Genomic DNA, 24,303 nt, shown 5'->3' with positions numbered 1-24,303 from the left:
GGCATTCCCACGCAGAGCGTGGGAACGATCGGCGACCCGAAGGTCGCCTTTCTATTCACTCAGCCAGCGTTGATCAGAACTCGTGATCAGCGTTGTCCGGGTTCAGGTCGCTGATGCCCAGTTTGCCAGCAGCGGCTTCGATCGAACCGGTCTGCTTGACCAGCGAGGCGATGGCGTCGCGCACGATCTGATTGCCAGCGGTGTTACCGGCAGCGATCAGTTGGTCGTAGTGCTCACCTTTGTTGGCGTGATCGACCATGATCTGGATCTTGGCTTCGGTCGCCGCCAGGTCGGCTTTCAGCGTGGTGTCGGCAGCCGGGTCGGCCTTGGCCACCAGGGACGACAGGCTGGCGCCGGTCATTTTGGTGCCGTCGACACGGGTGTATTCACCCAGGTACACGTTACGAATGCCTTTGGCATCGTAGAAGTGCGAGTTGTGGGTGTTGTCGCTGAAGCAATCCTGTTCGTCTTCCGGGGAGTTGGCTTCCAGGGAAACCTTCATGCGCTCGCCCGCCAGTTCGCCCAAGGACAGGCTGCCCATGCCGAACAGCATTTTGCGCAGACCGGATTCAGCCGGTTCCGCTTCCAGGGTGGCGCGGTAGTTGTCGGCCACGTTCGGCTTCCAGTTACCGACCATTTCTTCCAGGTCGTTGACCAGCAGTTGGGTCACGGATTTCAGGTAAGCGCGACGACGATCGTTGTGACCGCCGGTAGCGCCTTTGCCTTCCAGGTAGTCGGAGGCTGGACGGTTGCCGGCGCCAGGGCCGGTGCCGTTCAGGTCCTGGCCCCAGAGCAGGAATTCGATGGCGTGGTAGCCGGTGGCGACGTTGGCCTCGGAACCGCCCAGCTCGTTCAGGCTGGCAAGTTTTTCCGGGGTGATGTCTTTCACGTCGACCTTGTCTTCGCCAATCTGAACCTGGGTGTTGGCGATGATGTTGGCAGTGGCGCCCGGGTTACCCAGTGCGTGTTCGTAGGATTTGTCGACGTAGTCGATCAGGCCTTCGTCCAGTGGCCAGGAGTTCACCTGACCTTCCCAGTCGTCGATGATGGTGTTGCCGAAGCGGAACACTTCGCTCTGCAGGTAAGGCACGCGGGCCGCTACCCAGGCAGCCCGGGCGGCTTTGAGGGTGTCGGCGTCCGGCTTGGCGAGGAACGCGTCGACGGCGGTTTGCAGGGTTTTCGCGGTGGATTCGGCATCGCTGTAAACGGCGAAGACCATGTCGGCGTAGTGCGCGACCACAGCCTTGGCGGCGGCTTCGTCGACTTTAGCGGTGGCAGCAGGTGCAGCCGGGGCAGCGGTGCTGGCGGCCGGGGTCGGCGCTTGTTGAGCGGCGGCCTTGTCTTTGCCTTCGCCGCAACCAGCGAGGGAAATAGCGATGGCCAGCAGACTGGCGGTGGCCAGAGGCATACGAATCATGGCGAACATCCTGCTTCGGTAATGGATTGGGCGCGCACGGGCGGCGCGCAAAACTGCGACATAATGCAAATCTTTCGCATTATCTGTAAAGGGTTGCGCCTGTAAATATTTCTTATTCACGCAAAGAGGTGTGACGCATTAAAGGATCGCAGCCTCGTTTCACTCGACAGCTCCTACAGTGAAACGAGGCTGCGATCTTTGTGCCCTTACAAAATGAACGCATTACTGCGCTGGGCCTGCTTGAGGTAGACGCTCAATTCCCGCGCCGGCAGCGGTTTGCTGTAGTGATAGCCCTGACCTTCGTGGCAGCCTTCGGAGATGATGTAGGCCTCTTGTTCGGCGGTTTCCACGCCTTCGGCAATCACCTGCATGCCCAGGCTTTTGCCCAGCTGGATGATGGCCCGGACGATGGTCGCATCGTCGTCGTCATCGAGCAGGTCCTGAACGAAGCTCTTGTCGATCTTGATCTTGTCCAGCGGCAGGCTTTTCAGATAACTCAATGACGAATAACCGGTGCCGAAGTCGTCGATGGCGATCAGCGCGCCGGAGCGACGCAGGCTCAGCAAGTGCTGGGCGGCGGTGCTGATGTCTTCCATCAGGCCGGTTTCGGTGACTTCCAGCTCCAGGCTGCGCGGCGGCAGGCGGTAGATCTGCAGCAGGTTGTTGACCACCCGCGGCAACTCGGCGTGGTGCAATTGCACGGTGGACAGGTTCACCGCCATGCGCAGGTCGACGAAGCCCTGATCGTGCCACTCGCGCAGTTGTTTGCAGGCCTGGTCCAGCACCCATTCGCCAATGGCGATGATGGTGCCGTTCTGCTCGGCCAGCGGGATGAACAGGTCCGGCGGTACCAGCCCATGCTCGGGATGCTGCCAGCGAATCAACGCCTCGACACCTACCACGCGATGATCGCGGTAGCTGATCTGCGGCTGGTAGACGAGGTAGAACTGGTCACGGATCAAGGCGTCGCGCAGGTCTTTTTCCAGCTCGCGACGCCGACGCATTTCCGTGTCGACGCTGGCGATATAGAACTGATAGCGGTTGCGTGAGCGCGTCTTGGCCAGGGTCATGGTCTGCTCGGCTTTTTGCAGCAGCTTCTCGGTGCTGTCACCGTCCTCGGGGAACAGGGTGATGCCGATGGTGGCGCGCAGGCGGATTTCCTGATGATCGAGGGCGAACGCCGCTTCCAGATCATCGAGAATGCTTTGGGCCAGTTCGGCGGCTTCGTAGGGTTGTTCGATGTCGGCCTGGACCAGCGCGAACTGGTCGCCACCCAAGCGGGCGAGGGCGCCGAGGCGGCCGCTGTGAGCCCGCAGGCGATCGGCCAGGGCCAGCAGCAACTGGTCGCCGGTCTGGTAGCTGAACTGTTCGTTGACGCCTTTGAAGTCATCGAGCCCGACACACAACACCGCGACCCGACGCTGCAATTTGCCGGCGTCGACGAGGATCTTGTCCAGCTGTTGCTGCAATTGCTGGCGGTTCGGCAGACCGGTGAGAAAGTCGTACTGGGCCATGCGCAGCAGGCTGTTTTCCGCTTCGTGGCGCAGGTGAGTGTTGCGCTCAATGGATTCGAGCAGCTGGTTGGCAGTGTTGATCCAGACTCCCAGCTCGTTTCTTTCATGACCCTTGAGCTGTGGGATCTTGTGGGCGCTGGGCCGGTCCGGGTTGATTTCAGTCAGATGTTCGATGATCCGCGACAATGGTTTGGTCAGCAGCCAGTGGTAAACCAGATACAACACCAGGCTCATGGCCAGGGCGCGCAAGACACCAGAGATGAAGATGATCACCGAGCTGACGATGAAGCTCTGGCCGTAGGTGGCGGTGTCGAGGGTAATGCTCAGGTCGCCGTAGTACTCGCTGTAGGGACCGCGACCCACCAGTTGGGTGGTGAATGTGCGTTCCTGGCCGAGGATCAGGTCTGTCAGCCAGCGGCTGTGGGACTGCTGCAGCTCGCGGGATTTTTGCGCGAGCATGGCTTCGTGAGGGTGGCCGATGGAGGCCATGCGCACGGCGTCATCCTGGAACAGGCCTTCGATCACCTGCATGCCCATTTCCCGATCCAGGCTGTAGACCGCCTGAGTGGAGGGATCGCGGAACATGTCGAGGATGCGCTGGGCATCGTTGGCAACCGCCTGACGTGTTTTATAGGCATCGAAAACAATTTGTGCGCAGCTCAAGACCACGCCGACGATCAATGCCGACAGGAGCACGACCCGGAGTAACTTCACCGACAAGCTGTTCTTGAGTTCCAGCTTCAAAGGGTTATTCCTTGTTCCGTGCGGGTAGCGTCAAGTTGCCATGAGTATTGGCAATCCCGTGATGGCAGTCAAAGGGACAATCCAACCCGGGGGATATTGCCGGTAGCTTGGCCGATAGGCTGCTGTTTGGAGTATTTGCCCTATTAACACTGTGTCGGTTGCCGAGGCCTTCAACTTGAGGAGGTTGAGGCAATTTTTCCTTGTGTTGATGTTAGACCGCTGTGCTGCGGGGGCAAGAGGGCGAATGCGGCTCGCGTTGTGGGAAAGCACGCCCCACGTACGGATTTTCGATGGCGTAAAAAACCCGGCATAAAAGCCGGGTTTCTTGACTGGCGCGAAGCTTAAGCGGTGAAGGTTTTGCCTTCGAACTGCTCAGCCACGAATTTCCAGTTGACCAGGTTCCAGAACGCTTCGACGTACTTCGGACGAAGGTTGCGGTAGTCGATGTAGTAAGCGTGTTCCCAGACGTCGCAGGTCAGCAGCGGGGTGTCGCCGCTGGTCAGCGGGTTGCCGGCGCCGATGGTGCTGGCCAGGGCCAGGGAACCGTCAGCCTTTTTCACCAGCCAGCCCCAACCGGAACCGAAGGTGCCGATGGACGTTTTGCTGAACTCTTCCTTGAACTTGTCGAACGAACCGAAAGCAGCGTTGATGGCATCAGCCAGGGCGCCGGTTGGTTGACCGCCGGCGTTTGGCGCCAGGCAGTTCCAGTAGAAAGTGTGGTTCCAGACCTGAGCGGCGTTGTTGAAGATACCGCCCGAGGAAGTCTTGACGATTTCTTCCAGGGTCTTGCCTTCGAACTCGGTGCCTGGCACCAGGTTGTTCAGGTTCACGACATAGGTGTTGTGGTGCTTGTCGTGGTGGTATTGCAGAGTTTCCTCTGAAATGTGCGGCTGCAGGGCATTGTGCGCGTAAGGCAGCGGCGGCAATTCGAAAGCCATGATGATTCTCCTAATCAGGTCAGTTGCGGTGAGCGCAAGGCCGATCACGGGCGGCCAGACATACGCCGGGGAGTTTGTACTCTTTGCGGCGCAGGGATCGGATCATAGCACCGGGGGTGCGGCATAACCACGCAACAACTGTGTGGGATAGAGGTTCCAGAGCCTTTTGGAATAAATCATGAAGCGATGATCAACTGGAACGCTACGGTGAACATCATTACGGCCACCAAAAGGTCGAGAATTCGCCATGTGCTCGGCCGCGCCAACCACGGCGCCAGCCACGCTGCGCCGAGGGCCAGGGTAAAAAACCACAGCAACGAAGCACTGGCTGCGCCCACGACATAAGCACCGGGCTCGGTCTGTTGTGCGCCAAGGGAGCCGATCAGCAACACGGTGTCCAGATAAACGTGCGGGTTGAGCAGGGTCACCGCCAAAGCGCTGAGCAGCACCGCCCGCAGCGAGCGCACGGTCCGGTTCTCGCCGTGTTGCAGGCTTTGTTTCGAGCAGGCCCGACGCAGCGCAAGGCTGCCATACCACAGCAGAAACGCCGCGCCACCCCAACGGGCGATGGCCAACAGAGTCGGGTTCTGCGCCAGCAACGTCGCCAGGCCGAACACCCCGGCGGCTACCAGCAACGCATCGCAGGTGACGCAGAGCGCCGCCACCGGCAGGTGATGTTCACGTCGAAGGCTCTGCGCCAACACAAACGCATTCTGAGTGCCGATCGCCATGATCAGCCCGGCGGCCACCAACAGGCCGTTCACATAGCTTTGCCACATAAGATTTTTACTCCGCGTTGGCCGCCAGATCCCGCAGTACCTGCAGGGCGCGTTCGGCATCGGCCTGGCCGACGAACAAATGGTCGTGGTAGTAGCCGGCAATCACGTTGCAACTGATGCCGGCCTGGCCCAGTGCCGTGGCGAACGCGGCGGTCAAGCCGACGGCTTCAAGGGCTGAGTGCACGTTCAAGGTGATCCAGGCAGCGATGTAGTCGAAGCTGAAACCGGCCTTCTCGGCGTGGGAACGTTGCAGAATCACCGTCAGCCCTTCCTGTTCGCGAAAGCTGCCGACAATCTCAAGGCCTGTGGGCAGCTTGCCGTCAGGCAACGTGCAGAACACGTATTCGCCGTCGTTGAGTTGCGGGCTCATGCTGCGCAGCAGGGTTGCCAATGAGGTTTCGCCAGCCATGTCGGTGATCCTTGTTCAAGAGTTCTTGCTGGCCATTCTCCGGTGGGAAGTTGTATAAGAAAAACCAATAGTGATGATCGCTCATTAGGAGAGCTGATGTTCGACTACAAATTACTGTCCGCGCTCGCCGCCGTGATCGAGCAGGCCGGATTCGAACGCGCCGCGCAGGTCCTGGGCTTGTCCCAATCAGCCATCTCCCAGCGCATCAAACTGCTCGAGGCGCGGGTCGGCCAACCGGTGCTGGTGCGGGTCACGCCTCCGGCTCCGACGGAGATTGGCCGGCGATTGCTCAACCATGTGCAGCAGGTGCGATTGCTGGAGCGCGATCTGCAAAGCCTGGTGCCGGCGCTGGACGAGGAAGGCCTGCCGGACCGCCTGCGCATCGCGTTGAACGCTGACAGCCTGGCCACCTGGTGGGCGGCGGCGGTGGGGGACTTTTGCGCGCAGGAGCATCTGTTGCTCGACCTGGTGGTGGAAGACCAGACCGTGGGCCTCAAACGCATGCGCGCGGGTGAAGTGGCGGGATGTCTTTGCGCCAGTGAGCGGCCGGTGGCCGGCGCGCGCAGCGTGCTGTTGGGGGCGATGCGCTACCGTGCGTTGGCCAGCCCGGCGTTCATTGCCCGGCATTTTCCCGAAGGCGTGCGCGCCGATCGGCTGGCCAGAACCCCGGCCCTGGTGTTTGGCCCGGACGATTTCCTGCAGCATCGTTACCTCGCGTCATTAGGCGTGGATGGCGGTTTCGAACACCATTTATGCCCGTCTTCCGAAGGGTTTCTTCGTCTCACGGAAGCAGGGCTTGGCTGGGGCCTGGTGCCTGAATTGCAGGTGCGCGAGCAACTGGCGCGCGGCCAATTGGTGGAGCTTTTGCCAGATAAGCCGATCGATGTGCCGCTGTACTGGCATCATTGGCGCAATGGCGGTCAGCTGTTGGGGTTACTCACCGATCAATTGGTGCGCTCGTCGAAACAATGGCTGGTGCCGTTGGACTGACGGCTGGCGTCAAGACCTCACGCCCTATGCAAAACGTAAAACGCAAAACGAAATATTCGGAGCAATACATGAAGATTCTGGTCACCGGCGCAAGCGGCTTCATTGGTGGACGCTTTGCGCGTTTCGCCCTGGAGCAGGGCCTGGACGTGCGGGTCAACGGTCGCCGGGCCGAGAGCGTCGAGCATCTGGTGCGCCGTGGTGCCGAGTTCATCCAGGGCGACTTGAGCGACCCGCAACTGGCGCGCGACCTGTGTTCCGACGTCGAAGCCGTGGTCCATTGCGCCGGCGCCGTCGGTCTGTGGGGGCGCTATCAGGACTTTCATCAAGGCAACGTCGAAGTCACCGAAAACGTGGTCGAGGCCTGCCTGAAACAACGGGTGAGGCGCCTGGTGCATTTGTCGTCGCCATCGATTTACTTCGATGGCCGCGATCATCTGGGGTTGACCGAAGACCAGGTGCCCAAGCGCTTCAAGCATCCCTACGCCGCAACCAAATACCTGGCCGAGCAAAAAGTTTTCGGTGCGCAGGAGTTCGGCCTCGAAACCCTGGCCCTGCGCCCGCGTTTCGTGACGGGCGCAGGCGACATGAGCATTTTCCCCAGGTTGCTGAAGATGCAGCGCAAAGGGCGGTTGGCGATTATCGGCAATGGCCTGAACAAGGTTGACTTCACCAGTGTGCAAAACCTCAATGAGGCGTTGTTCAGCAGCTTGCTGGCCAGCGGTTCGGCCTTGGGCAAGGCCTACAACATCAGCAACGGAGCGCCGGTGCCGTTGTGGGATGTGGTCAATTACGTGATGCGAAAAATGGATGTGCCACAGGTGACCCGTTACCGTTCCTACGGCTTGGCCTACAGCCTTGCCGCGCTCAACGAGGGTGTTTGCAAGCTGTGGCCGGGTCGTCCCGAGCCGACCCTGTCGCGGCTGGGCATGCAGGTAATGAACAAAAATTTCACCCTGGACATCAGTCGCGCCCGGCATTATCTGGATTACGATCCGAAAGTCAGCCTCTGGACCGCCCTCGATGAATTTTGCGCCTGGTGGAAGGCTCAGGACATTCGCTGACACACAAGGGCCGCCCCCTACTGAACCGAGTTAGGGGTTCAGGGTCAACCGGTGCGCCAGCGGGAGTTATACTTCGCCGCATCAAGCCATCACCGCGTTTTACAAAGGTTGACTCAATGTCCATGCGTAACGATGCCAACGACGACTTCGACGATGTACCGAGCCTGCGTGCCGACAGCCTCGACGACGATGATTTTCCGACCACCGCTCGCACTTCCGTGCATTCGCGCACCGCGCCGGTAGTCAAGGTCAAAGGCCCGAGCACCGGCCCGCTGTGGGCGTTGGTCGGTGCGTTATTCTTTGCCTTCGCCGGCCTTGCCTGGTGGAGTTTTCAGCAGATCTCGCTGATGGAACAACAACTGGTGGCGACCCAGGAAAGTTTCGCCCGTATCAGTGAGGAAGCGGCGGGGCGCTTGCAGGACATTTCCGGCAAGGTCGTGGCCAGCCAGTCCACCGTCAACACCGGCAGTGAAGCGTTGAAGCTGCAAATCAAACAACTGGAAGGCAAGCTCCAGGACCAGAGCAAACAGCTGGAAAGCAAACTCCAGGATCAGAGCAAACAGCAGCAAGGCGTGCTCGGCCAGACCTCCGATCTGGACAAGCGCCTGGCGCAAATGACCACGCAGGCCAGCGAACAACAAGCCGCCAATGCCCAGTTGCAGGCCCAGGTCAAAGCCTTGAGCGGCGAACTGGCCGCGTTGAAGAGTGCGCCGGCCGATACCAGCAAAGTCGACGCCCAACTCAAAAGCCTTGGCGCCGATATCGCTGCGCTGAAGCGCCAAGGCAACCCGAGCGCTGCAGTCGAGCGTCTGGAGCAAGACATGATCGTGCTCAAAAGCCAACAGGACAACCGCCCGGCCGCCGCGCAAGGTGGTAACAATACCGCCGAGTTCGACGCCTTCCGTGGCCAGGTCACCCGCAACATCAACACCCTGCAGGCGCAGATCCAGAACCTGCAACAACAGCTGCACGCCCGGCCTCAATAGCCCGATGCAGGGATGGGGCCTGTGGCGTTGATCGTTCCCACGCAGAGCGTGGGAACGATCGGTCGGAGGGGTTACCGAACCTTGTCTTCCCGCCCGCGCAACACCCTRTTCGGCATGGCAATCGCTGCCGCCAGCCCCAGCAGCGACACCGCCGCGCTGACCATCAGCAAATGCCTGAAGGTCAGCAGCAACTCGGCGCGCAAGGCGTTTTGCGCATCCCCCGGCGCGGCGTTCAAACCATCGAGCAAGACATTCCCCGAACGGCCCTCGGCAATCAGCGACGAGCCGGCCAGGTGCGCGAAACTGGAATCCTGCAACAACGCCAGCAACAGCGCCGACATCAACGCCACGCCCACTGCACCGCCCAGAGCGCGGAACAGATTGGTGGTGCTGGTGGCAACGCCAATGTCCCGTTGATCCACCGAGTTTTGCGTGCCCACCAACGACGTCGGGAACTGCATTCCGCTGGCGATGCCGCTGAGCAACATGAACAGGCTGCTCAGCACAAACGCCTGCGGCGCACTGAACGCCATGCCGAGAATCGCCAACGGCATGAGCAACGCGCCGGTCAGGATCATCGGTTTGTAACGACCGGTCACCGAGGTCCGGCGCCCGGCGAAATAGGCGCCTATCGGCAAGCCCATGGCCAGCGGCAACAGGTGCAGTGCCGCGCTGTCGGCCCCGGCGCCGGTGACGCTCTGGAAGCGCAGCGGCATCAGCACGATCAGGGAAATCGCCTGGAAACTGGTGAAGAAAATCGTGCACCAGCAAAGGATTGTATTGCGGTTGGCGAACAAGTGCATCGGCAGCAACGGTTCCCGCACCTGCCGTTCATGCCAGACGAACACCGCCAGCACCGCCACCGCACAACCGAGCAAACCCGCCACTTCGGGACTGCGCCACGAATGCCCTTGGCCAACCTGAGTGATGCCCAGCAACAACGCCGTCAGGCCAATGATCATCAGCAACGTACCGAGGTAGTCGATGATCGGCTTGCGCTGCGGCACCGGCAGCCCTACCAGCGTGCGATAAGCCACCCACCAGGCACCCAGGCCCAACGGCAGGTTGATCAGGAATACCCAGCGCCAGGACAGGTATTCGGTCATGTAGCCACCGAGTACCGGGCCGGCCACGCTGGCCACCGCGTACATGCTGCTGAAGTAGCCCTGATAGCGACCGCGTTCGCGCGGTGGAACGATGTCGCCGATGATCGCCTGGCTCACCGAAATCATCCCGCCGGCGCCGATGCCTTGAAAGATCCGCGCCAGCACCAGTTGCTCCATGCTTTGCGCCATGCCGCAGAACAATGAAGCCAGGGTGAACAAGCCCATGCCGAACAGCATCAACCGGCGGCGGCCATACAGATCGCCGAGCTTGCCGTAGATCGGCACCGCCACGGTCATCGCCACCATGTAGCCGGAAATCACCCAGGCCAGCAGGCTGACGTCCTTGAACTGCGCGGAAATCGCCGGCATCGACACAGCGACGATGGTCTGGTCCAGCGCGCCCAGAAAGATCGCCAGCATCAGGGCGATCAGCACGCTGCGAATGGCTGGTTTGGGCGTTTCAGGCCGGTTGAGATTGGTCACGGTAAAACCTGCGGGCAGTGATGGACCCGCAGGGGGCAAGGCGAGCGGGGATGCTCGCCAGTGTAAGTCGGTAGCAGGCTATTCGATAGCCTCATAAGGAAGGCCGACGTAATTTTCCGCGATGGTTTTTCGGCCCGCCTCGGAGTCAACGAAATAGGCCAGCTCCGACTCGCTGATGCGCTGGCTGAATGCATCGTGCTCGTCGAAGCGATGCAACATCGAGGTCATCCACCAGGAAAACCGTTCGGCTTTCCATACCCGCCGCAGGCAGATTTCTGAATACTTCTCCAGCAAATCAACCCGGCCTTCACGGTAAACCTTCAGCAGAATATGGAACAACGTGCTGACGTCGCTGGCCGCCAGGTTCAGGCCTTTGGCACCGGTGGGCGGGACGATGTGCGCGGCGTCGCCGACCAGGAACATCCGCCCGTACTGCATCGGCTCGACCACGAAACTGCGCAGCGGCGCGATGCTTTTCTCGATCGACGGGCCGGTCACCAGCGCATCGGCGAGGGCGGCCGGCAGACGGGATTTGAGTTCGTCCCAGAAGCGTTGGTCGGACCAGTCATCGACCTGATCCTGGGCCGGTACCTGAAGGTAATAACGGGTGCGGGTCGGCGAACGCATGCTGCACAACGCAAACCCCCGTTCATGCCGCGCATAGACCAACTCCTCGTGAACTGGCGGAGTGTCAGCGAGAATCCCCAGCCAGCCGAACGGATACACCCGCTCGAACACCTTCAGGCAGTCGGCAGGGATCGACTGCCGCGCCACGCCATGGAAACCGTCGCAACCGGCGATGTAGTCACAATCGAGTCGATACGTTTCGCCGTCCTTGTCGAAGGTCACATAGGGTTCAGCGCTTTTCATGCCGTGAGGGACGACGTTGCCGGCTGCATAAATTGTCTGCGCGCCAGCGTCCCGACGAGCGGCCATCAGGTCGCGGGTGACCTCGGTCTGGCCATACACCATCACGGTTTTGCCGCCGGTCAATGCTTGCAGATCGATGTGCACCCGGCGCCCGTCGAGGGCCAGTTCGAAGCCTGTGTGGACCAGCCCTTCGGCGTCCATGCGCTGGCCCACCCCAGCCTGACGCAACAGCTCTACCATGCCTTGTTCGAGGACACCGGCACGGATGCGTCCCAGCACATAATCCGGGGTTTGGCGTTCGAGAATCAGGGTGTCGATGCCGGCGTTATGCAGCAATTGGCCGAGTAGTAAACCGGAGGGGCCGGCGCCGATGATGGCGACTTGGGTTCTTAGTGTTTTCATTGTTTTTATGACTCGCAAGCTCCACGCGACCAAGGCCGGTGGATGATTTTTATGGATCGAGTGCTTGCATTTTTCACTTGCGGGTCTGTCAATTGAAGGTGAAAACTGAGCCGATAGCTGTACATTCTGCCAATCGGTGCGATTATCGCCCCGTTACCCTCGAGGCCTGGATTGAAGTGATGAACAAGCCCGCCCTGCCATCGATTCCGGTGTTCAAACTCTACGGTGAAAGCCTGGATTGGCCGACCCCCGATTTGCTCCACTGTGAAACCATTTCCAAGCGCAGCCGCGAACATCAATGGGAAATAAAGCCCCATCGCCACGCTGATTTGTGTCAGTTGCTCTTCGTCTTCAAAGGTCAGGCAGAGCTTGAAATCGAAGGCAAACGCTCACAATTGGCTGAGCCGGCAATCATCATTCTGCCGCCGTTATCGGTGCATGGTTATCGGTTTTCCGAGGACGTCGAAGGGTTCGTCGTCACCCTGGCCGCGCCGCTGGTCGCCCATCTTCAGGCGCAGTTGGGCAATTCGGTGAATGCCCTGGCCCAGGCCGAAAGCTACCCGGCGGGCAAGGACGGCGAATACCTCAACAGCCTGTTTTCAGCGCTGCAAAGCGAATACACCGGCCATCAACCGGCGCGGGAAATGCTCATGCATTCGCTGGTCAGCGTGATCATGGTGTGGGTCAGCCGTCAGGTGATCCAGCGCCGCGCTGCCAATCAGCGTCCGCAACGTGCCCGGGAATACCTCAACGGTTTTATCCAGCTGGTGGAGGAGACCTATCGCCAGCACGTCAAGGTCGAGGACCTGGCCCATCGGCTGGGGATTTCCGTGTCCCACCTCAACGGCACGTGCCGTGAGCTGGCGGGGCAACCGGCGTTGCAGATCATGCACGAGCGTCAGTTGCTGGAGGCCAAGCGCTTGCTGACCTACACCAGCATGACCATTTATGAAATGTCCGATGTGCTGGGGTTTTCCGATCCGACCAACTTCACACGCTTGTTCCGACGTCGGGTGGGGATCTCGCCCAAGGCTTTTCGCGACCGCTTGAAGGCCGATCAGGACGCTGCCGATCAGAAGAGCGAGACCTGACCCCCTCGGCACTAGGTGTTCGTCAGCGGAGGGCGTTGAGGCTTGCGCTGTGGGGGATGCAGCGCTCGAAGTTGCAGCTCGCGAAGTCATGGGGCACTTTGCGCAACTGTTCGACACGCCAGGCGGCTGTGCCATACAGCGCCAGCGTCGCCGCGCAGGTGATGAAAATGGCGAGGTATCTTCTTGTTTTGATGTTCATGGCGTTGACCTCTGAACGAATACCCTTGGGTACTGCTTTGAGCATAGGTCAGCGCCGGTGAGTTGCCATCAAAACCACCCCACATTCGCTCCGGTTAAAGCCCCACATCCCATGCCGGTTCTTCGGGAAATCTGAGCACCAGAAAATCCAGCATGCTGCGCAACGCCACCGGCATGTGCTTGCGTGAGGCATACACCGCATAGATGTTCATCTGACGGGGCTCGGCCTGGGGCAGCAGGCGGATCAGTTCGCCGCTGTGGATATGCATGCCGGCCAGGTAACTGGGCAGCATCGCCACACCGGCCCCGGCCATCGTGGCGCGCAACAACGTGCTGGCCTCGTTGGCGCTGATGTTGCCCTGCACCGGCACCGAGACCGGTTCGCCATCCTGCTCGAAATGCCAGAGGCTTTTGCCGAAGTAGGAGTGGGTCAGGCAATTGTGCAGGCTCAGGTCTTCGACCCGCTGCGGCGCCGGGTGCTCGCGCAGGTAAGCGGGGGAGGCGCAGATCACCGAGCGGCACACCGTCAGCCGCCGGGCGATCAGGTTCGGGTCCAGGTCGTTGCTGGTGCGGATGGCCAGGTCGATGCGCTCATCCACCAGGTTCACCGTGCGGTCGAGCATTTGCAGATCGATGCTCACGCCGGGGTAACGTTTGACGTAGGTGGCCATGGCATCCGCCAGTTGCGCCTGGCCGAACGAGGTGCTGACGCTGATCCGCAGCAGGCCGCGCGGTGCGTCGTCCGGTTCGCTGACGGCGGCTTGCATGTCGCTGGATAAATCGAGCATCTGCCGGCACCGGGGCAGGATTTCACTGCCGGCGGCGGTCAGGCTCAATTTGCGCGTGGTGCGGTGCATCAGGCGTGCGCCGACCCAATCTTCCAGCTCCGCCAGATACCGTGAAACCACCGGCCGCGACAGGTCCAGGTGATCGGCGGCGGCCGATTGGCTGCCCAGATCCACCACCGTAACGAACACCCGCATTGCTTGTAGACGATCCATGATTTGCCCGCTTTCAGAAACAAACTATGTTCAAGCATCGCATTTTTTGTATCGAACCAGGCAACTAAGCTCTGTCCCATCGCCAAGCACGGCATTCGGACAACGGAGCAACAGATGATCGGCTTCACTTCAATCAAACGCATTCTTCTGGCAACCGCGGCACTGGGCTTCGCGGCCCACGCCGCTGCGGCGTCGACCCTGACCCTGGATGTCTACAACCCGGGCACCAACGCAATCTTCCCGGTGACCTCGGTACTGGTCAGCGGCGAGAAGGAAGCGATTCTGGTGGACGCACAATTCGGCAAATCCCAGGCCGAACAAGTGGTGGAAAAAATCCGCGCCAGCGGCAAGCAACTGACCACCATCTACATCAGCCACGGTGACCCGGATTACTACTTCGGCCTCGACACCCTCACCCAGGCGTTCCCGAACGCCAAAGTGCTGGCCTCGCAACCGACCGTTGATCACATCAACAAAACCGTCGACGGCAAACTGGCGTTCTGGGGTCCGAAAATGGGCGCCGACGTGCCGAACAAAACCATCGTGCCGCACGTGCTCAAGGGCGACAGCCTGATGCTGGAAGGGCAGAAACTGCAGGTGCTCGGCCTGGATGGCAAGCAACCGGATCGCAGCTTTGTGTGGATCCCGTCGATCAAGGCCGTGGTCGGTGGCGTGGTTGTCGCAGAAAACATTCATGTGTGGATGGCTGACACCCAGACCCCGCAGTCTCATGCCGATTGGCTGACGACGTTGCACACGATCGAAGCCTTGAAGCCGAAGACCATCGTGCCGGGTCACTACCTCGGTGAGAGCGCTCGCTCTCTGGCGGCTGTGCAGTTCACCGCTGATTACATCAAGGCTTTCGATGAAGAAACCGCCAAGGCGAAAGACGCTGCTGAGCTGATCGGCGCGATGAAAAAACGCTACCCGACCCTGGGTGAAGAAAGCTCGCTCGAGCTGAGTGCCAAAGTCGCCAAAGGCGAGATGAAGTGGGGTGAATGAGTGATTGTTCCCACGCTCGGCGTGGGAACGCAGCCCGGGACGCTCCGCGTCCCATCAAAAGCCGAACGCGGAGCGTCCGTTGAGGCATCCCCACGCAGAGCGTAGGAACGATCAAAGTACCTGTACACCCAAACCAACTGGAGAACGTCATGAGCAAAATCGCAATTATCGGTGCCACCGGTCGTGCCGGTAGCCAACTGTTGGAAGAAGCCCTGCGTCGCGGTCACAGCGTCACCGCCATCGCCCGCGATACCTCGAAAATCGGCCAGCGTGCCGGTGTCGTCAGCAAAAACGTCGACGTGCTCGATGCCGCTGCTTTGCAAGCGGCAGTAGCCGGCCATGACGCGGTGATCAGCGCTGCGCACTTCTCCACCATCCCCGCCAGGGCCATCATCGAGCCGGTGAAGCAGGCCGGGGTCGAGCGTCTGCTGGTGGTGGGCGGTGCCGGTTCGTTGTTGTTGCCGGGCGGCAGCCGGGTGATCGACAGCGAAGGCTTTCCCCCGGAGTACAAGGCCGAGGCCAGCGCCGGTGCCGAGTTCCTCAATACCTTGCGTCAGGAACAGGACCTGGACTGGACCTTCCTGTCGCCGTCGGCGGAGTTTGTCGAAGGTGAGCGTACCGGCACGTTTCGAGTCGGCAAGGATGACTTGCTGGTGAGTGCGCAGGGCCGCAGCTGGATTACCTTTGCCGATTACGCGATCGCGTTGCTGGATGAAGTGGAAACACCGAAGCATTCCCGCCAGCGGTTTACGGTCGGGTATTAACTTCACTGATCACTTGATCGTTCCCATGCTCCGCGTGGGAATGCCTCAAGGGACGCTCCGCGTCCAGTGACGCGGAGCGTCACGGGCTGCATTCCTTTGCTGCGCGTGGGAACGATCATCGTGCAGATGCCTGCTCCACCAACCACCCCATCAATTCGCGCAACTTCGGCGAAGGCGCAGGTTTCTCGGGGAACACCAGGTAATACGCCAACCCGGTTTTCACCTTCAAATCAAAGGGCATGACCAGCCGCCCGGCGCTCAGGTCATCGCCAATCAACGACCAATCGCCAATCGCCACGCCTGTCCCCTGGGACGCCATCGACATCGCCAGGTCCAGGGTTTCGAAATGCTGGCCCTTGCCGACATTGCTCAGATGAATATCCGCCGCTTTCAACCAGGCTTTCCAGTCCCGTTCGTCCCGGGTCGGATGCAGCAACAAGTGCTGTTGCAGGTCTGCCGGTGTCTGCAAGGCCTGTGGCCCTTCAAGCATCGGCCGGGAACACACGGGCGTCAGTTGCTCATCGAACAAATGATGGGAGGCCAGTGAGCTCTCCGGCGGCGGGCCATACATCACCGCCGCGTCGAATTGCTCGCGATGAAAATCCACGCCGTGTTTCACCGTGGTGGTCAATTCCACCGGTACATCCGGGCGTTCCTTTTGCCACTGCAACAGGCGCGGCAACAGCCAGCGCATCACGCAGGTCGGTGCCTTGAGTTGCAAGGTTTCGCGCTTCTCGCCGATCTGCTCCACCGCCTCGTCGATCAGGCCGAAAATCTGCTGCACCCGTGGCAACCACTCCCGCCCTTCGGCGGTCAGGCTCAAGCCCCGCGCCTGGCGAATGAACAGCTCGTAACCCAGATGATCTTCCAGCCCGGCGATCTGCCGGCTCACCGCGCCTTGGGTGATGTGCAGCTGTTCGGCGGCCCGGGTGAAGTTGCAGCACTGCGCGGTGATCAGAAAAGTGTGCAGCGCCGGCAGGGGAGGCAGTCGTTTCATGGGGATCCAAGGTATGACGTGAGGACATGGCTAGTATGACTTTTTATCCATTGTTGCGGCTACGTGTCGCCCGTTCCAATGAGGCCATTCCTGGGCCTGCCAATCCATCATAAACACTGCGCAGGCCCGGCGTCTCAAACGAACAAAAAGGGCAAAAACATGGCGACGTGCGGCGAAGTATTGGTCAAGTTACTCGAAGATTACGGGGTCGAGCAGGTGTTCGGCATTCCCGGGGTGCATACCGTGGAGCTGTATCGCGGGCTGGCCCGTTCGAGCATCAACCACGTCACTCCACGTCACGAACAGGGCGCCGGTTTCATGGCCGACGGTTATGCCCGCACCAGCGGCAAACCGGGCGTGTGCTTCATCATCACCGGCCCCGGCATGACCAACATCACCACCGCCATGGGCCAGGCTTACGCCGACTCGATCCCGATGCTGGTGATCTCCAGCGTGCAATCGCGCAGCCAATTGGGCGGCGGGCGCGGCAAGCTGCATGAGCTGCCGAACCAGAGCGCGCTGGTCGGCGGCGTGGCGGCGTTCTCCCATACCTTGATGTCGGCGGCGGAATTGCCGGGCGTGTTGGCGCGGGCCTTCGCGCTGTTCCAGGCCGGGCGTCCGCGTCCGGTGCACATCGAAATCCCGTTGGACGTACTGGTCGAAGAGGCCGATGACCTGCTCGCCAGCGTGCCGGTGAACATCGATCGTGCCGGTGCTTCGCCCAGCGCGATCAGCCGCATGACCGACTTGCTGACCGGTGCCAAGCGCCCGTTGATTCTTGCCGGTGGCGGCGCCATCGATGCGGCGGCCGAGCTGACTGAACTGGCCGAGCTGCTGGATGCGCCAGTGGCCTTGACCATCAATGCCAAAGGCATGCTCGAATCCAGCCATCCGCTGCTGATCGGGTCGACCCAAAGCCTGGTGGCCACCCGTGCGCTGGTGGCCGAGGCCGACGTGGTGCTGGCCATCGGCACCGAACTGGCCGAAACCGATTACGACATCACCTTCGCCGGCGGCTTCGAAATCCCGGGCGTGCTACTGCGCGTGGACATCGACCCTGACCAGACCGTGCGTAATTACCCGCCGAAGGTCGCGTTGGTGGCCGACTCGCGCAATGCCGCCCAGGCCCTGCTGAGTGCGCTGTCCCACAAGTCGCTGGCCGAGCGTCGCAACGATTGGGGCCAGGTGCGTGCCGCGCGTTTGCGCGATGAACTGGCCRCGACCTGGGACGCCCCGACCCTGGCCCAGACTCGCTTCCTGGAAACCGTGTTGCACGAATTGCCGAACGCGGTATTCGTCGGCGATTCGACCCAACCGGTGTACACCGGCAACCTCACATTCAACCCGGAACGCCCGCGCCGCTGGTTCAACTCGTCCACCGGTTACGGCACCCTCGGTTACGCCTTGCCGGCGGCGATTGGCGCCTGGCTTGGCGGCAGCGTCGAAGGTGGCGCGCGGCCGCCGGTGGTGTGCCTGATTGGCGACGGCGGTCTGCAATTCACCCTGCCGGAACTGGCCAGCGCGGTGGAAGCCCGCACGCCGGTGATCGTGTTGCTGTGGAATAACCAGGGCTACGAAGAGATCAAGAAATACATGGTCAACCGCGCCATCGAGCCGGTGGGCGTGGACATTTATACCCCCGATTTCATCGGTGTGGCCAAGGCCCTGGGCTGTGCGGCCGAAGCGGTCAACAGTGTTGACGGGTTGCGTGAGGCGCTGCGCCTGGCCACCGATCGTCAGGGCCCGACACTGATTGAAATCGACCAGGCCCAGTGGATGAAGGCGGTGTCGAAATGAGTTTTCCAACTACTTTGGACGGCTTGTACATCAATGGTAAATGGTCCGCCGGAGGCGAACATCTGCGCGTGATCAACCCGGCGACCGAAGCCCTGCTGACCACCGTTAACGGCGGCGATGCACACGCTGTCGATCAGGCCGTCACCGCTGCGGCCAATGCTTTCAAGCAATGGTCGAAAACCTCTGGCACTGAGCGCGGGGCGATCCTGCGCAGAATCGCCGCGGGCGTGCAGGCCGGTCGTGAACAGTTGATGAAATTGCAGTCGAGCAACAACGGCAAACCGCTGTTCGAAGCGGCCATCGACGTCGACGATGTGATCGCCACCTTCGAGTATTACGCCGGTCTGGCTGAAGGCCTGGACGCGAAACAAGACAGCGCCGTGGCATTGCCGAGCGACGATTTCAGCGCCCGTTTGCGCCGCGAACCGTGCGGTGTGGTGGGGCTGATCGTGCCGTGGAATTTCCCCATGGTCACCACCGCCTGGAAACTCGCCCCGGCCCTGGCCGCCGGTTGCTGCGTGGTGCTCAAACCGTCTGAAGTGACGCCGCTGCCGGAGCTGGAACTGGCGACGATCATTGCCGAGGCCGGTGTGCCAGACGGTGTGTTCAACCTGGTCTGCGGCACCGGCCTTGCGGTCGGCGCACCGCTGTCGGCTGACCCGCGCATCGCCAAGATTTCTTTCACCGGCAGCAACGCGGTGGGCGTGCAGGTGATGCAGCGGGCGGCGGAAACCGTGAAAGGCGTGAGCCTGGAACTGGGCGGAAAATCCTCGCTGCTGGTGCTCGCCGATGCCGATATCGAACTGGCTGTGGAAGTGGCCTGTGGCGGCGGCTTCTTCAACGCCGGGCAGATGTGTTCCGCGACCAGTCGCGTGCTGGTCGCCGATGAGTTGGCGGATGAGTTTGTCGCGCGATTGAAGGCCCGTGCCGAAGCCATTCGCGTGGCCGACCCGTTCGACCCGAACGTGGAAATGGGCGCGCTGGTCAATCAGGCGCAATACCAACGGGTGCTGGGCCACATCGATCGTGGTTTGAGCGCTGGCGCGAAGCTGATCTGCGGCGGCAATCGTCCGGCGGACCTGTCGCGCGGCTATTTTTTGCAGCCGACCATTTTCATCGACGCGCCCCTCGACAGTGCGTTGTGGTGCGAAGAGATTTTCGGCCCGGTGATCTGCGTGCGCAGTTTCACCTCCGAGGCTGAAGCGATTGCGCTGGCCAACGACAGCCCGTTCGGTCTGGTCGCCAGTGTGGTCACGCGCGACAGCGAGGCCGCCGATCGGGTCGCCAACGCTTTGCAGGCGGGGCTTGTGTGGATCAACGCGCCGCAAGTGATCTTCCCGCAGACCGCTTGGGGTGGCTACAAACAGAGCAGCATCGGCCGCGAATTAGGGCCGTGGGGTTTGCAGGCGTTCCAGGAAATCAAGCATGTGATTCGGGCCGTCTGACAGCACGAAAACAGTGAGCGCATGCCTCTTGATGAGGCATGCGCCAGCGTCATGGCTTCAATGAGTTTTTATCGATAGTCAGGTGTTTTGCACGACCTCAGGATGAACCCGCAGGTCAAGCTCAAGTCCTTTGAAACCGGGGACTTCAAGCCGATCTGGCCGCGCGGATGCAACGGTTGCGACCAACCTCATACTTAAAAAAACAAAGGGAGTCCTTCATGGGCAAGCATGATCTGAACAGACGTCAATTCATCAAAACCGTGGGTGTGGCGTCGGTAGCCGCGGCAGCCATGAGCATGCCGTTCATCCGGGCCAATGCCAGCGATACGCGCTTTCAGGGCAAGACCCTGCGCCTGCTGACCTGGTCCGATGACACCGGCCTTGCAGCACTGCGCAACATCGCGGCGACCTTCGAAGACAAGTACGGCTGCAAGGTCATCGCTGACCGCACCGGCAGCACCTCGGAAATGGTCGCCAAGCTCAAGGCCGGCGGTGATCGCCCGCAGTACGACATCATCACCCTGGCTGGCGTCGGCGCCGAAGGCCTGGCCGCCGCCAACCTGCTGGAAAAACCCGACCTCAACCGCATCCCCAACCTGGTGGACGTGCCGGAGAAATACCGCACCGGCGCCAATGGCCACGGTATCGGTTACCTGCTGTGGTGCAACAGCCTGGTCTATAGCACCCGTACCCAGAAAGAAGCCCCGGACAGCTACGCCGCGATGTGGGACGCCGACCTGGCGCCGAACATTTTCCTGCCGCCGCCGAACTGGACCGAGGCCATGGACCTGATCATCATCGCCGCCAAACTGGCCGGTGGTGACGAACACAACATCGAGCCAGGCTTCAAGAAACTCGCCGAGCTCAAGAGCCGCGTGGTGACCCTGGGTGAAAACCCGAACCAGATCGCCGAGCTGTTCCGCACCGGCTCCCTGGACATGGGCGGCTTGTACGCGCCGGCGTTTTTCCCGAAACAGATCCGCGACCCGGCCTACGGTCTGGGCGCCACCTTCGGGATGAAGGAAGGCTTCTACACCGACCTGATGCTCTCGGTGATGCCGAAGAATCGTCCGGGTGATACCGACCTGGCCTATGCCTTCATCAACCACTCTCTGGACCCGCTGGTGCAGGGCAAGATGGCCGAAGACATCTACAACGGCCCGGTCAACGCCAAGGCGATCATCTCCGCCGAAGCGCGCAAGAGCCCGTACATCCTCACGCCGGAGCAGATTGCCGAGAAGGCGATCATGCACGACAACGCCTTCCTGGCCACCGTGCATGACCAATGGATTCGTCGTTACACGGAAATCTTTTCTTCCTGATCCGAATGGCGGGGAGGTTCTTCGAACCTCTTCGCGGCACAGGTATGAAGGTTGACCGGATCGCCCTACAGGGGGCCGGACGCGAGATATTCCTGATCTTCCATTGACGAGACCCTTGCTATGGAACACCAACCTCTGACCCATCCGGTAAGCGTCGCACCCACGCGCGCTAATCGGGGTGTCTCACCGACAGTGCGTGCGTGGTTTTTCCTCTCGCCGTCGATGCTGTTTCTCGGCGTGCTGATTGCCGCCAGCCTCCTGGTGCTGCGCATGAGCGTGGGCACCAAAGGCGCGGAGTGGTCCGGCTTCAGCCTGGCCAGTTACGCGCAATTGCTGGAACCGTACTACCTCAAATCCTTGCTGCTGACTCTGCGCCTGGCGCTGATCAGCGCGGTGATCGCAGTGCTGCTGGCGATCCCGGTGGCCTACACCATGTCGCGACTGACCTCACCGTTCGTGCGGCGAATTTTCCTTGCGGCGGTGCTGCTGCCATTGCTGGTCAACCTGCTGCTGCAAAGCTACGGCTGGCTGGTGATTCTCGGCCCGGGCGGGATGCTCAACCAGGCGCTGATGGGCCTGGGCCTGATCAAGCGCCCGATCATGCTGCTGTACAACCAGAACGGCGTATTGATGGGCCTGGTGCAAACCGCGTTCCCGCTGGCCGTGCTGCCGATTGCCAGCGCCATGCGCGGCGTCGCCCGCTCTTACGAAGAAGCCGCTGCCACCCTGGGCGCCAGTCGCTTGCAGGTGTTTCGCCAAGTGGTGTTGCCGATGAGTTTTCCGGGGATCATCACCGGCGCAACGCTGGTGTTCGCCTACAACGCCAGCAGCTTCGTGGTGCCTTTGCTGCTCGGCGGTCGGCGCGTGCCGATGCTGGCAGTGATGGTCCATGACCAGATCGCCCCGCTGATGAACTGGCCCGCCGCGTCCGCTGCCGGTGTGGTGCTGATCGTCACCACCCTGGCAATCATGACCTTGTCCGAATACATCACTGGCCGTCGTCGGCGCATGCTGGAGGCGTCCCAATGAGCACCTTGATCAAGAAGCGTCAGTCGCTGTTGCCGGGCGATACCGGCAAGTTCGCCGGCATCCTCTCGGGCTTCATTCTGCTGCTGGCGGTGTTGCCGATTCTGACCATGATCGTCATGTCGTTCAGCGGCGCGTCGAACCTCGATTTTCCGCCCAGCAGCTACAGCCTGCAATGGTACAAGGCCGCCTGGCACACCTTCGTCTCGCCGGACGCCAGCGATGTGCTGAGCCTGGGCAAAGCCATGAGCACCAGCCTGATGGTGGCCTGCCTGACCATGATCTTCGCCACGATCATTGCAGTGCCGGCGGCTTACGCGCTGACCCGTTGCGAGTTCCGTGGCAAGGCCGTGGCGCTGCAATTGATGTCGCTGCCGCTGGTGTTTCCGATGGTGGTGTTGGGCCTGGCCTTGCTGCTGGTGTTCGACAGCCTGCCATTCCAGATCACCACGTCGCGGCTGGTGATTGCCCATGTGATCCTGGCGCTGCCGTTCGTGGTGAAGAACTGCACGGCAGCGATGCTTTCCATCGGCAGCGAAGTCGAAGAGGCCGCGCAAATGCTCGGCGCTTCACCGACTCGGGCGATTGTCGATGTGGTGGTCCCGTTGATGAAGTCGGGGATTCTGGCGGGCATGCTGCTGGCGTTTATCGTCTCGTTCAACGAATTCACCGTGACCTATTTCCTCTACACCATCGACGTCATGACCGTGCCGATCTGGATGTACAGCCGCACCGTGTCATCACTCGACCCTACCGTTTTCTCGTTTGCCGTGCTGATCGTGCTGATCGACTTCGTGCTCATTTGGGCGCTGGAAAAGTTGGTTGGCGAAGGCGGCGTTTCGTTCTGATTTCTTGAGGTGATTCAAATGACTGGTCTGATTCTGGAAAACGTCGAGAAACATTACGGCTCGGCCTGCGCGGTAAAGGATGTAAACCTGCATTTGCCCGAGGGCAAACTGGTGTGTTTCCTCGGCCCGTCGGGCTGCGGTAAAACCACCTTGCTGCGAATGATCGCCGGGCTCGAAACCCTGACCGGCGGCGAGATTCGCCTGGACGGTGAAGACATCGGCCATACGCCGGCGCATCAGCGCAATTTCGGCATGGTGTTTCAATCGCTGGCGCTGTTCCCGCACATGACGGTGGGGGAGAATATTGCTTATCCGCTGAAGCTGCGCGGGGTCAGCAAGGCTGACCAGCAGGCGCGGGTGGTGGAGTTGCTTGAGCTGATTCAACTGCAGGAAATGATTGATCGCCCGGTGGCAAAACTCTCCGGCGGTCAGCGTCAGCGGGTGGCGATTGCCCGGGCGATTGCCTCGCGGCCGAAAATCCTGCTGCTCGATGAGCCGCTGTCGGCACTGGACGCCAAGTTGCGCGAATCGATGCAGGTGGAAATCCGTCAGCTGCAACAACGCTTGAACATCACCACCATCATGGTCACCCACGATCAGCGTGAAGCCATGACCATGGCCGATATCGTGGTGGTGCTGGGTGAACATCGGGTGCAGCAGGTGGGCACGCCGATTGAGATTTATCGACACCCGGCCAACGAATTCGTCGCAGACTTCATCGGTTCGGGGAATATTTTCCCGGCCACGGCGTTGGGCAACGGCAAGGTCAGCCTGCCGGGTGGCGATGCGCTGCAAGTGCCGATCTGCAGCAGCATTGTGGTGGGGGAGAAGGTGAAAATGCTGATTCGCCCCGAAGACCTGCAACTGTCGCAACCCCAGGCCACGGCGGGGAATCGCTTGCTGGGGAAGGTGACGTTTGTGCGGGATATCGGCGCGACCATCGAAACCACCGTCGAGTGTTCCGGGGTGTCGTTTACCGCGTTGAGCACGCCGTGCCAGGACGTTGGGTTGAGCATTGGCAATCCGGTGTCGGTGACCTTGCCGGCTGAGGCGTGCCGAGTACTGAGCGCCTAAACAACACCATCCACCCGTAGGAGCTGCCGAAGGCTCGGG

Annotated in this window: 22 protein-coding genes; 12 read left to right on the top strand and 10 right to left on the bottom strand. The window is 61.0% G+C overall.

Going from position 1 to position 24,303, the window contains the following annotated elements; translation table 11 throughout:
- Window positions 1-73 precede the first annotated feature (73 nt).
- The 5 genes from AC1D2Q_RS13310 to AC1D2Q_RS13290 form a co-directional block, all read right to left on the bottom strand.
- A complete protein-coding gene (locus AC1D2Q_RS13310) occupies window positions 74-1,417 on the bottom strand; it encodes an imelysin family protein (RefSeq protein WP_477813462.1) in 1,344 nt (447 codons plus the stop codon).
- A gap of 206 nt (window positions 1,418-1,623) precedes the next feature.
- Complete coding sequence (locus AC1D2Q_RS13305; RefSeq protein ID WP_477813461.1) at window positions 1,624-3,675, bottom strand: putative bifunctional diguanylate cyclase/phosphodiesterase; 2,052 nt, start codon at window positions 3,673-3,675, stop codon at window positions 1,624-1,626.
- A gap of 341 nt (window positions 3,676-4,016) precedes the next feature.
- Window positions 4,017-4,613, bottom strand: a complete 597-nt coding sequence (locus AC1D2Q_RS13300) for a superoxide dismutase (protein WP_007938876.1) — start codon at window positions 4,611-4,613, stop codon at window positions 4,017-4,019.
- A 176-nt stretch (window positions 4,614-4,789) separates the two neighbouring features.
- Window positions 4,790-5,392, bottom strand: a complete 603-nt coding sequence (locus AC1D2Q_RS13295; RefSeq protein ID WP_477813460.1) for a LysE/ArgO family amino acid transporter — start codon at window positions 5,390-5,392, stop codon at window positions 4,790-4,792.
- 7 nt (window positions 5,393-5,399) lie between these two features.
- On the bottom strand, window positions 5,400-5,801 hold the full coding sequence (locus AC1D2Q_RS13290; RefSeq protein ID WP_477746898.1) for an ACT domain-containing protein: 402 nt from the start codon (window positions 5,799-5,801) through the stop codon (window positions 5,400-5,402).
- Window positions 5,802-5,897: 96 nt separating this feature from the next.
- On the opposite strand from AC1D2Q_RS13290, the gene AC1D2Q_RS13285 reads away from it, so the two are divergent.
- The 3 genes from AC1D2Q_RS13285 (at window position 5,898) to AC1D2Q_RS13275 (ending at window position 8,838) form a co-directional block, all read left to right on the top strand.
- The gene (locus AC1D2Q_RS13285; RefSeq protein WP_477813459.1) at window positions 5,898-6,791 is read left to right on the top strand and encodes a LysR family transcriptional regulator ArgP; all 894 of its coding nucleotides are present in this window, start codon (window positions 5,898-5,900) and stop codon (window positions 6,789-6,791) included.
- Window positions 6,792-6,859: 68 nt separating this feature from the next.
- Window positions 6,860-7,852, top strand: a complete 993-nt coding sequence (locus AC1D2Q_RS13280; RefSeq protein ID WP_230174919.1) for an NAD-dependent epimerase/dehydratase family protein — start codon at window positions 6,860-6,862, stop codon at window positions 7,850-7,852.
- Between the two features lie 116 nt (window positions 7,853-7,968).
- The gene (locus tag AC1D2Q_RS13275) at window positions 7,969-8,838 is read left to right on the top strand and encodes an ATPase (RefSeq protein WP_477813458.1); all 870 of its coding nucleotides are present in this window, start codon (window positions 7,969-7,971) and stop codon (window positions 8,836-8,838) included.
- A 71-nt stretch (window positions 8,839-8,909) separates the two neighbouring features.
- Here AC1D2Q_RS13275 and AC1D2Q_RS13270 read toward each other — a convergent pair whose 3' ends face one another.
- A complete protein-coding gene (locus AC1D2Q_RS13270) occupies window positions 8,910-10,427 on the bottom strand; it encodes an MDR family MFS transporter (protein WP_477813457.1) in 1,518 nt (505 codons plus the stop codon).
- Between the two features lie 78 nt (window positions 10,428-10,505).
- Window positions 10,506-11,699, bottom strand: coding sequence for a 4-hydroxybenzoate 3-monooxygenase (gene pobA / locus AC1D2Q_RS13265; protein WP_477813456.1), 1,194 nt, complete (start codon window positions 11,697-11,699; stop codon window positions 10,506-10,508).
- A gap of 179 nt (window positions 11,700-11,878) precedes the next feature.
- Between pobA and AC1D2Q_RS13260 the strand changes: the two genes are divergently transcribed.
- Window positions 11,879-12,790 (top strand): helix-turn-helix domain-containing protein, encoded by a 912-nt coding sequence (locus AC1D2Q_RS13260; protein WP_477813455.1) that lies wholly within the window; start codon window positions 11,879-11,881, stop codon window positions 12,788-12,790.
- Window positions 12,791-12,812: 22 nt separating this feature from the next.
- Here AC1D2Q_RS13260 and AC1D2Q_RS13255 read toward each other — a convergent pair whose 3' ends face one another.
- Both AC1D2Q_RS13255 and AC1D2Q_RS13250 read right to left on the bottom strand, forming a co-directional pair.
- Window positions 12,813-13,034, bottom strand: coding sequence for a hypothetical protein (locus AC1D2Q_RS13255; RefSeq protein ID WP_018926566.1), 222 nt, complete (start codon window positions 13,032-13,034; stop codon window positions 12,813-12,815).
- Window positions 13,035-13,083: 49 nt separating this feature from the next.
- Window positions 13,084-13,989: a LysR family transcriptional regulator gene (locus tag AC1D2Q_RS13250; protein WP_477813454.1), complete on the bottom strand. Its 906-nt coding sequence runs from the start codon at window positions 13,987-13,989 to the stop codon at window positions 13,084-13,086.
- A 114-nt stretch (window positions 13,990-14,103) separates the two neighbouring features.
- Here AC1D2Q_RS13250 and AC1D2Q_RS13245 point away from each other — a divergent pair, with 114 nt between their 5' ends.
- Window positions 14,104-14,991, top strand: coding sequence for an MBL fold metallo-hydrolase (locus AC1D2Q_RS13245; protein ID WP_477813453.1), 888 nt, complete (start codon window positions 14,104-14,106; stop codon window positions 14,989-14,991).
- Window positions 14,992-15,140: 149 nt separating this feature from the next.
- The gene (locus AC1D2Q_RS13240; protein ID WP_477813452.1) at window positions 15,141-15,755 is read left to right on the top strand and encodes an NAD(P)-dependent oxidoreductase; all 615 of its coding nucleotides are present in this window, start codon (window positions 15,141-15,143) and stop codon (window positions 15,753-15,755) included.
- Between the two features lie 115 nt (window positions 15,756-15,870).
- Here AC1D2Q_RS13240 and AC1D2Q_RS13235 read toward each other — a convergent pair whose 3' ends face one another.
- Window positions 15,871-16,752, bottom strand: a complete 882-nt coding sequence (locus AC1D2Q_RS13235) for a LysR substrate-binding domain-containing protein (protein WP_477813451.1) — start codon at window positions 16,750-16,752, stop codon at window positions 15,871-15,873.
- Window positions 16,753-16,911: 159 nt separating this feature from the next.
- On the opposite strand from AC1D2Q_RS13235, the gene AC1D2Q_RS13230 reads away from it, so the two are divergent.
- The 6 genes from AC1D2Q_RS13230 (at window position 16,912) to AC1D2Q_RS13205 (ending at window position 24,264) form a co-directional block, all read left to right on the top strand.
- The gene (locus AC1D2Q_RS13230) at window positions 16,912-18,549 is read left to right on the top strand and encodes a 5-guanidino-2-oxopentanoate decarboxylase (protein WP_477813450.1); all 1,638 of its coding nucleotides are present in this window, start codon (window positions 16,912-16,914) and stop codon (window positions 18,547-18,549) included.
- Window positions 18,546-19,994: an aldehyde dehydrogenase family protein gene (locus AC1D2Q_RS13225; RefSeq protein WP_477813449.1), complete on the top strand. Its 1,449-nt coding sequence runs from the start codon at window positions 18,546-18,548 to the stop codon at window positions 19,992-19,994. Before AC1D2Q_RS13230 ends, AC1D2Q_RS13225 begins: the two co-directional genes overlap by 4 nt.
- A 218-nt stretch (window positions 19,995-20,212) precedes the next feature.
- On the top strand, window positions 20,213-21,316 hold the full coding sequence (locus tag AC1D2Q_RS13220; RefSeq protein ID WP_105345173.1) for an extracellular solute-binding protein: 1,104 nt from the start codon (window positions 20,213-20,215) through the stop codon (window positions 21,314-21,316).
- Window positions 21,317-21,436: 120 nt separating this feature from the next.
- On the top strand, window positions 21,437-22,345 hold the full coding sequence (locus AC1D2Q_RS13215) for an ABC transporter permease (protein ID WP_477813448.1): 909 nt from the start codon (window positions 21,437-21,439) through the stop codon (window positions 22,343-22,345).
- On the top strand, window positions 22,342-23,190 hold the full coding sequence (locus tag AC1D2Q_RS13210; RefSeq protein WP_258613202.1) for an ABC transporter permease: 849 nt from the start codon (window positions 22,342-22,344) through the stop codon (window positions 23,188-23,190). The genes AC1D2Q_RS13215 and AC1D2Q_RS13210 overlap by 4 nt, the downstream gene beginning before the upstream one ends.
- 18 nt (window positions 23,191-23,208) lie before the next feature.
- Window positions 23,209-24,264 carry an ABC transporter ATP-binding protein gene (locus AC1D2Q_RS13205; RefSeq protein WP_018926556.1) on the top strand — a complete coding sequence of 352 codons (1,056 nt, stop codon included), beginning with the start codon at window positions 23,209-23,211 and terminating at the stop codon, window positions 24,262-24,264.
- The last annotated feature ends 39 nt before the right edge of the window (window positions 24,265-24,303 follow it).

The sequence above is a fragment of the Pseudomonas sp. P1_A1 genome, from assembly GCF_056406935.1.
This window is presented reverse-complemented; position numbering and strand designations above follow the sequence as displayed.